The following is an 8,752-nucleotide window of genomic DNA, read 5'->3' on the forward strand; positions in this document are numbered from 1 at the left end:
TCACTGGGACGCGGCGTATAGATCTGCAAACCGCCGCCCGGCCCCATAAGTACGAGGCGATCGGCACGTTCGGGCGTGTCCAGCGCCAGCTTCAGGGTTGTGGCACCGCCCAGTGAATTCCCGATGATATGCGCCTTATCAACCCCAAGCACATCCAGTAGATCTCGCATCGAATCTGCATAATATTTATAGATGCTGCCATCGATCACCGGCTTGTCGCTTTGCGAGAACCCCGGAAGATCTGGTATGATTACGCGAAAATGCTTGGCAAAGGCATCGATGTTCCGGCGATAATTACTCCATCCACCGGCCCCCGGTCCCCCGCCATGAATCATCAGCAATGCCGGTCCTTCACCAGCTTCATGATAATGCAGGCGGTGCTTTCCTGCCTGGATGAACTTGCTCGTTCCTTCTGCGGTCAATCCCATTCTGTCCCCCCCTATATCTTTTAAAGGATCCGCCCGCAGACGGGCACGACCTGCTGTCGGCTATATCGGATAGGCCATGTAATGCGCCATCAGCGGCGCGTCAGTGATGGCCGTCTTGGACCGGAATAATGGCTTTTCTTTTCCAAGGGTTATCAGATCGACATATTGTCCGGCAGCGAACACTTCGGTCTTTTGGGTGTCCGAACGGGTGAACATCACCGAAAAATTGGATCGCATCTCGATCAGGTCCTCGCCAACAGACTGACAACTCACCCGCTGGGCAAAATGGCGCGGTTGGTAATCCTGAAACGTGCCGGCCCAGACCCGCGTCACGAACTGGACCCGGTCCTTCAGGCGATCGTGGCAATCATCCAGGATGAAGGCAATTCCCAAGCCGCGTTCCTCGGCTTCCAGCGTCTTGCAGACATAGGCGCCTTCCGCGTCAAACGTCGCCAGCCAGGCGTCCATGTCCTTGCGGCCCAATGCATCCATATATTCCAGTTGCAGGGCGTCGAGCTGCGCCATGACTTCAGGGGTGATCTCGCTCATCGCGCTTCCTTCTCAAATCCCATGACCTTGCGATAATATTCCCAGCTGGGAATATTGGCTGACTCATCGTTCTGGCTGAACTCGGTGGGGATCTCGTACTGTCCGCGCATGCCCTTCTGGAAAATCTGATGTCCCGGCGCGTGACCGCCAATATGAAGACGCTGGAACACCGCTGCATCCTCCATGCTGACAAGCCCGCATGGACCAAGCAGGTTTGACGACTGGCGAATACGGTGGTTCCGCATTTCTTCGTCGTCGCCCTCGCGCCCGAAATAGGCAAAGTGCAATTCGGTTTTGTCGACCGCGACAGGGTTTACGAAGCGCAGACCGATGGAATCGAGGTGTTTCACCGCGGCAAACAAGGGAAACAGATGGAGCGAGCACGATCCACGCTCGAAATTGGCTTCCTTATATTCGATCAGCGAGTTGTCATTGAGCATGGTCTTGCCCTTGGGCAGCGACAGCATGCTTTCAAATCCGCGATGGCCAGTGTCGTTGACAAACTGGCTGCCCTTGCCACCTTGCCAGTTGAGCATGCGGAAAGCCAGGTGCAGCAAAGGCGCGTGCCACGCATCGTTGTCGTGATAGGTCTTCCAGTTGGCGTGAAGCGTCAGCCGATGATAGCCCAGTAACACCAGCCTGCCGTCGCCGCCCATGGCATTGGCCAGCTTGTCCTCATAACCATCCAGGAAATCCTCGATCGACCGGGTTTCCTCGCTGAAGGTCACGAAAATCAGGCCGTGAACGATCGCCACGCGCGGCTTCATAAGCGGATAATCGTCGCGCGAAAATCCTTCGGAGTCCTCGGGCTTGAGCGGGCAGCCAATCAGTTTGCCGCGCGTATCGAAGTTCCAGCGATGATAGGGGCATTCAAAGCGGCGCTTGTTGCCATATGCTTTCGTTTCGACCTGCGCGCCGCGATGCGAGCAGCTATTGTACATGACATTGATCTCGCCCTCCTCGTCGCGCGTAACGAGCAGTGGCACCTCGCCGACAAAACACGTCTTGAAATCGCCGACGTTCGGCACTTCGCTGGCATGTGCCACCGGCGTCCATTCCGCACCATAGAAGATGCGCTTCAGCTCCTCCCGGTAGATGTCCTCGCGGACGAAAATATCCTTGGGCACATGGCTGACCTTCGCGGGCCAGATGACCTCCGGCGACAGACTGCGAGCTTCGTTCATAACCATCTCCAACTTGTCGGCAGGCAAGACTGCTCATGCACTGCGAAAAAGGATGCGCCGGTCATCCGCTGGACCCACCAGCCACGTACAATGTCTGACCGGTGACGTAATTGGCGGCATCGGATGCGAAAAATCGCACTGCATCGGCTACTTCCTGCACGCTTCCGGCTCGCGCCATCGGTGTATCGTCAATTGATTGGTCGATTGCCGCCTTGCGCCACTCTTCCTCGGCAGGCGAAAGAGCATCCGGGTTGCGCGGAGCGACACGATCGGTCACCGCAAGCGCGCCCGGAGCCACGCAATTGATCCTTACCCCGGCTTCGGCCAACTCGCGTCCCAGGCATTTTGTCATCGCGTGAACGCCGCCCTTGGCTGCGGAATAGGGGACTCGCCACATCCATCCGCTCGCAGCGGAACCGATGTTGACGATGGCGCCCGATTTTCGCGCAAGCATCGGCGGGATAACGGCCCGGCACGACCATATCGTCGGCCACAGCGAACGCGCGATTTCCGCCTCCAACTCGGACTCGCTATACTCCCAAAATGGCTTGGCCTTGATCGCCCCGCCGACATTGTGAACCGAAATGTCGATCTGGCCAAACGCCGCAAGCGCTTCCGAAACCATCTTCTGGGCGCCGGCGTAACATTCGAGGTCGGCTTCGACGCATAGCGCGCCGCCTTCCGGCCCCCCGATCTCTTCAAAAACATCCGTCAGGAATTCAGCGCGCCGGTCGACCAGCACGACTTTCGCACCTTCGCTGGCAAAAACCTGTGCGACTGCACGACCAACGCCTTGCGCCGCGCCTGTGACAATCGCGATCTTGTTAGCGAACAGCGACATCGCCGATCTTCTCTCCAACCGGCCACAAACGCCGACGTGACATCCGCTAAAGCATGAGCACGGGCTTCATAAAACGGAATAATCCCATTCGTGCACAGGCTGCACAGCCACGCAGTGAACCTATGAACCGCTCGGTTGGCCCGCGTCTGGATGCGCCCATCGCCACGGCGACCCGCCGCCAGTGAGAGGCCCGCCTCTAACCAGGATTTTCGGCATCCCCGAATATCCGTGATCGTCAATAGTACTGGAAAATCAATCTGCCGAGGACGCATCCCACCGGGTAGATGGCGTCCCTCAATTCAGACCGGCAAGCGTTTCTTCAATATATGTTTTGATAGACTTAGGCTTTCGTCCCAGCAGCTGTTCCGCGTCGGGCCATACTCTTGCAAACTCTCCAGCGTCGATCGCGTCGTAAAAGCCTTTCAACATGTCCACCACGAACGGTGGACGACCGTTTTCCATCATAAAGGCGCCATATTCATCCCGAGTGATCGGGCGCACCGCGATCGGCCGCCCGGTTGCGCGGGCGATCAAAGCGGCAATTTCAGCCCGCGTCAAAGCATCGGGACCGTTGATTTCGTAGATCTTCCCTGCGTGCCGATCGCCGGTGCCTATTCTTGCCAGCACCTCTGCAATATCCGTCACATCGGTATAGGCAACGCGACCTGAAGCACCCGGTAGAATGAGTTCGCCAGACTGCGCCGCAGCCTTGATCAACCAGGTGATGTTCTGGACATATTCGCTATTGCGGACGATCGTTGCGGGCAGGCCGCTGCGAACGATTTCCGCCTCGCTGAATACATGTATCGGCGCGAAGGGATAGAGACTGTCGGCCACTGGATTGACCCGGCTGGTGTAAACCAGATGCCCAACCCCGGCCCGCCGGGCCGCTGCGATCGCGTTGCGGTGCAAAGGCACACGCTGTTCAATCGGCCCGGGCGTGGAGATCATCAGGACGGCATCCGCCCCGGAAAACGTCGCTACCATAGCTTCCGGGTCAGCAAAGTCTAATCGCGTCGTGCGAAAGCCAAGCTCCGCCAGATCGCTGATCTGGCTCGGGTTGCGACTTCCCAGCACCACTTCGGCAGAAGCACCCATCGCGTGGAGGGCCTTGGCGACCAGCCTTCCAAGCCTGCCGTTCGCACCCGTGACAACGATCATACGCCAATTCCTTTTCCCGGCTTCGCATGTTCAGATAAGGGCCTGTGGCTGCACCTTGGCTGCGCAGCCTATGGGCGATGTACAACCAAAGCGGCTCGCCAACCGGCCGGCGCAAGGCTCCTCCGCGGCTCTCCAGACGGGCGGCACGGCGTCTCGCGTGCAATTGCAACCGGGCCCTGACTGCTCTATTATGAACTTAAATGTTTGGAGTAGGGAGATGGTCAAATACAAGAAGGTGCGTGCTGTTAATCGTGGCATGGACATTCTCGCCGCTCTAAGCCAGGAACCCGGCGCATCGGTTGCGCGAATAAGCAAAATGATCTCCGTGCATCGGACCACTGTCTATCGTATCCTTGATACGCTGGAGGACGCTGGCTATGTGCGCCGTTCACTGGCTGATGACTGTTAATGCCTGACGAACAAGGTTCGGTCCCTCGGACACGGGGTTGATGAGGACGCCAACATCATCGACATCGCTGCCCGGCATATCCACGACATCACCTCGGAACTCGCATGGCCGTCAAGCGTCGCCACTCTCGATGGCCATCGCATGTTCATCCGCGAAACCACGCATGGGCGAAGCCCGCTTTTCGTCCATGAGGTGCACATCGGAACTGAAACTCCAATATTGACGTCAGCTATGGGTCGCGCCTTCCTTGGCTACTGCAAAGACAGCGAACGAGAGATGATCATCCGGAGGATAGCCGACTCCGATCGGGTTGAAAGTTCACTTGCGCGCGATGACAATTATGTGGACCGCGCAATACGGCTTACCCGCGAACAGGGCTTCGGCTGCAGCTTTGGCGAGAGCCGGAAAACGCTGGCCAGTATCGCCTTGCCAATCCGTATCGGCAACGAGGTAAAGGCCTGCATCAACGTCGTATTCTTCCGCAGCGCCTTGCCGGCGGATGCTGCGATACGATCATATCTTCCGGTGCTGGCACGCAACGCCGCCGCTATCGAACAAGGGCTGTCGACGCACTGACTTCCTGCCTGGGTTGCGCGGTCATCATCGCCATGCCTGCAATCCATCCTGGGATCGGTTCATACAGTTCGACATGTGAATCATAGGCTCCTGCAGCAGATAACGCACTTGCCGCAGCTACCCAGCACAGCACCTCGTTTGCGGCGCGGCCAGCGGCTGCACGCACGGCGTCCTCGTCGAAGGCGTCGCATCGGAAAATATCGCCCCCTTGCAAGATGTCCAGAAATGCCCGGTCCCACGCGGGGTTAAGCGGCGCGCACGGCCCCTCCCCCTTGGCGGCCAGAACACCGAATTCAGTCAGATGCGCCTCCCGCGCGACCTTTTCATCGGCGTTGCGTCCGCCGCCGTTTATCAACCTTTCCGCAACCGCTGCCGGAACTTGTTCGACATTGGGGACCGGCGGGTCGTGAGACAGGCCGCCCGACGCCACCAGCAACACCCGCTTGCCGGTTGACTGGGCAAATTGACCAACCGCCTCGCCAAGCATGCGCATCCGCCGATAGCGGGGCAGTGGTGGGGCAGCACAATTGACGAAGATTGGAATAATCGGAAGGTCGGTAAACTTGCCGCGCATTTCCTGCCACATCTGCAGGAAGCCGTGATCGACAATCATGTTGCGCGACGTCGCCACATCAAAATCATGGTCCTGCAGCCAGCCCACCAGCGCCTTTGCCACATCGACGGGCACATCGAGCTCACCTGGACCGATGTCCCAGTCTTCTGCTGACCGGGCAGCAAGGCCAACACAGAAATTCGGCATCAGGCGATGGAAAAACCCCTGAAAATGATCTGGCGAGAACTGGATGATAATCTCGGGATCGAATTCCTGAACATGCAGGGACAAGGCATCGAAACCGGCGCGCACCCGGGCGGACTGGTCCGGATCAATAGGAACCCTGCTCAACATCGGGGTGTGGGAGGCGCATATCAGCGACAATGTCATGACATTTCCTGCAACTTTCGCCGCCGCACAAGCCGCGATCGGCATGCAAGGTTCGGTCCTTTGTCGATGGTCCGCAAGCCAATACCGCCGGCCGTTCACCTCATGAACAATGCCTGCAAAGGATCGCAATGCTCCGGTTCACAGGTGGTCGCTGCTCTTCCGATACGGCTTGGCTTGAGAGCGGAAACCTCGTTCGCGATTCAGGGAAGAAGAATGTTTGATCCGGTCAAACGTCGCGCTTCGAGATCTGCGTGTGCCCTTGCGGCTTCGGCCAGCGGATAACATTCCCCGATTTCGATCCTGACCGCGCCTTGCTCGATGACCGAAAACAGCCGAGCAGTGCTTGCCTCCAAATCATCGCGCGAGGCGGTGTAGCTTGCCAGCCCCGGCCGGGTGAGGAAAAGCGAACCCTTGTTGGCAAGAACCTGCACATCAAAGGGCGGGATCGGTCCCGATGCATTGCCGAAAGATACCATCGTCCCGAACGGTGAAAGGCAATCAAGCGAACCTCGAAAACTCGTTGCACCGATTCCATCGTACACAACCGGCACGCCCTTGCCTGCGGTGATTTCACGAACGCGCGGAGCGAACTCTTCTTCGCTCATCACGATTATGTGATCGCATCCCGCACGCTGTGCCAGATCCTTCTTGGCGGCTGATCCGACAGTGCCGATCACCTCTGCGCCGAGATGTTTGGCCCATTGGCACAGGATCTGCCCAACCCCTCCCGCAGCGGCGTGGATCAAAACCACCTCACCCGCCCGGACCGGGTAGGTGCGATTGAGCAGATATTCTGCCGTCATACCTTTGAGCAGCATTGCGGCAGCGTCACGTAGATCAACCGAGTCAGGCAATTTGATCAGACGCGCGGCTGGCCTCAACAGAAACTCGGCATAGGCGCCAAGCGGGTCGATGTAGCCAACCCGGTCCCCCACGCTGATGCCTTCCACACCCGGCCCGATTTCCTCGACGATGCCCGCCCCCTCCAGGCCCGGTATGAAGGGAAGGACGGCCCGATAGCGCCCGATGCGAAAATAGGCATCGATGAAGTTAAGCCCGATCGCGCAATTGCGAACCAACACCTGGCCAGCCGATGGCGGTGGAACTTCAACCGTTTCGTAGCGCAGCACCTCGGGGCCGCCACATTCGTGAACTCGGATCACGCGCGTCAGCAATTTCCAACCCCCTCGTTCGCCGCGACGGCCGCGCCAATACACCACCGGCGAGGACCGAAGCTGATCACCGTCGTTAAGGTACGAGCTGCCTCGGGTATCACAAAAGCACCCCAGGACTGGCAGCGAGAATCGCCTTCCAGCTATTCGACGAACAACCTGTCGAAATCCATGCCAAGGTCGCCCATGATTTTTATGGCTGTCGCGCGCCCGCCGCCGATTACGCCGCCGCCGGGATGCATGAACGGGCCGGAAAGATAGAGTTTCTCCACACCTGGCACAGCATATTGCGACAGCGCCGGGGTGGGTCTGCGGCCAAGAAACTGGTAGAGATAGCGCCCAATGCCGCTCACATCGCCACGGCGGAAGCTGGGCGTGGAACGCTCGTAATCCAGGGGTGAATCGACATGGCGAGCAATGATGTTGTCGCTCGACATGTTGGTCGTGAACTTGCGGAAGAAATCAAGCAGGCGGTCGGCCGCCTCCTCTTTCACATCATCCCATGCGGCACTGCCGCCGTCGTTCAGATCATAGGGCATGAAAGAATATTTATAGAGCGTTGCCTTGCCTTCCGGCGCACGCGACTTGTCGAAATTGGTGTGCGTGGCGCAGACCAGACTGGGGTGCGCTGGCCTGCGATTATACCGCAGATCGTCGAATTCCTGACGGAATGTGTCGAGCTTGGCCGGAAGGCATTCGACGACCATCGGGTCAGGCAAGCCTTCAAGTGCGGTGTAACGAGGCGCCTCGTGCAGGGCATAATGCGTGTTCATCGAACTATAGCCGCCATGATGCGTCCGCTTGGCATCAGCCACGACGGTTGGGTCCACGCCGGCCACGAACTGATCAAGCGTGTGTGGATGGATGCAGGCGATGACCGCGCGCTTGGCACGAATCTCTTCTCCGTCCTTCAGTTCGACGCCAACCGCCTGGCCGCCTTCGACGATGACCCGAACCATTTCGGCTTCGGTACGCAGTGCGCCGCCATGATGTTCGATACAGCGCACCAGCGCCTCGGGAAGCGCCACACTGCCGCCTACCGGAAGCCCCCCGTGATAACTGTGCGACATGCCGACAATCAGGTTGAAGACCAGACCTGTGCCCTTCTCCTCAGGCCCGGACATCGCCTCTGACGAGAATTTCGCAAAATGAACCTTCAGAATCTCGTTCTCGAAAAGCTCGTTGACGATGTCCATCGCGCTTTTGTTCATGATCCCGATGAGTTCGCGACCCTGCTCGCTCTGTTCAAGCAGGCCAATGGTGGTGCCGAAGGGCAGCGGTGGCGCATGAAGGCCGGAAACGAACATCGGAAGGATCGACTTCATCTTTTCGACATGGCGCCGATAGCTTTCGGCATCGCGCGGCGAGATTTTCGCCAGCGATTCGCAGGTTTTGTCGAGATCGTGATAGGTCAGGACCACCGATCCATCGTCGAAGACCGACGCGAATGAGATTTCCGGTCGGATATATTCCAGCCCGAATTTGCCGA

Annotated in this window: 10 protein-coding genes; 2 read left to right on the plus strand and 8 right to left on the minus strand. The window is 58.4% G+C overall.

The window, feature by feature from the left end:
- The 5 genes from QMG56_RS22685 to QMG56_RS22705 form a co-directional block, all read right to left on the minus strand.
- Positions 1 to 428, minus strand: a 428-nt coding sequence (locus QMG56_RS22685; protein ID WP_281825124.1) for an alpha/beta fold hydrolase, incomplete at its 3' end; no start/stop codon positions are given.
- Between the two features lie 60 nt (positions 429 to 488).
- Positions 489 to 977 carry an aromatic-ring-hydroxylating dioxygenase subunit beta gene (locus tag QMG56_RS22690; protein WP_281825126.1) on the minus strand — a complete coding sequence of 163 codons (489 nt, stop codon included), beginning with the start codon at positions 975 to 977 and terminating at the stop codon, positions 489 to 491.
- Complete coding sequence (locus QMG56_RS22695; protein WP_281825128.1) at positions 974 to 2,161, minus strand: aromatic ring-hydroxylating dioxygenase subunit alpha; 1,188 nt, start codon at positions 2,159 to 2,161, stop codon at positions 974 to 976. Before QMG56_RS22695 ends, QMG56_RS22690 begins: the two co-directional genes overlap by 4 nt.
- Before the next feature lie 61 nt (positions 2,162 to 2,222).
- Positions 2,223 to 3,002, minus strand: a complete 780-nt coding sequence (locus QMG56_RS22700) for a 1,6-dihydroxycyclohexa-2,4-diene-1-carboxylate dehydrogenase (RefSeq protein ID WP_281825129.1) — start codon at positions 3,000 to 3,002, stop codon at positions 2,223 to 2,225.
- A gap of 294 nt (positions 3,003 to 3,296) precedes the next feature.
- Positions 3,297 to 4,163 carry an SDR family oxidoreductase gene (locus QMG56_RS22705; RefSeq protein WP_281825131.1) on the minus strand — a complete coding sequence of 289 codons (867 nt, stop codon included), beginning with the start codon at positions 4,161 to 4,163 and terminating at the stop codon, positions 3,297 to 3,299.
- A gap of 217 nt (positions 4,164 to 4,380) precedes the next feature.
- On the opposite strand from QMG56_RS22705, the gene QMG56_RS22710 reads away from it, so the two are divergent.
- Positions 4,381 to 4,572, plus strand: coding sequence for a helix-turn-helix domain-containing protein (locus QMG56_RS22710; RefSeq protein WP_281825133.1), 192 nt, complete (start codon positions 4,381 to 4,383; stop codon positions 4,570 to 4,572).
- A gap of 231 nt (positions 4,573 to 4,803) precedes the next feature.
- On the plus strand, positions 4,804 to 5,148 hold the full coding sequence (locus tag QMG56_RS22715; protein WP_281825135.1) for an IclR family transcriptional regulator C-terminal domain-containing protein: 345 nt from the start codon (positions 4,804 to 4,806) through the stop codon (positions 5,146 to 5,148).
- On the opposite strand, the gene QMG56_RS22720 is transcribed toward QMG56_RS22715, so the two are convergent.
- The 3 genes from QMG56_RS22720 to QMG56_RS22730 all read right to left on the minus strand — a co-directional run.
- Positions 5,120 to 6,136: a 3-carboxyethylcatechol 2,3-dioxygenase gene (locus QMG56_RS22720; RefSeq protein WP_309298604.1), complete on the minus strand. Its 1,017-nt coding sequence runs from the start codon at positions 6,134 to 6,136 to the stop codon at positions 5,120 to 5,122. The genes QMG56_RS22715 and QMG56_RS22720 overlap by 29 nt on opposite strands.
- Before the next feature lie 155 nt (positions 6,137 to 6,291).
- Entirely contained in the window at positions 6,292 to 7,254 is a 963-nt protein-coding gene (locus QMG56_RS22725) for a quinone oxidoreductase (protein ID WP_281825139.1), read from the minus strand.
- Positions 7,255 to 7,406: 152 nt separating this feature from the next.
- On the minus strand, positions 7,407 to 8,752 hold a 1,346-nt coding region (locus QMG56_RS22730; RefSeq protein ID WP_281825141.1), incomplete at its 5' end, for an NAD(P)/FAD-dependent oxidoreductase.

The organism is Sphingobium sp. BS19, from assembly GCF_027925545.1.
Lineage (GTDB): Bacteria > Pseudomonadota > Alphaproteobacteria > Sphingomonadales > Sphingomonadaceae > Sphingobium.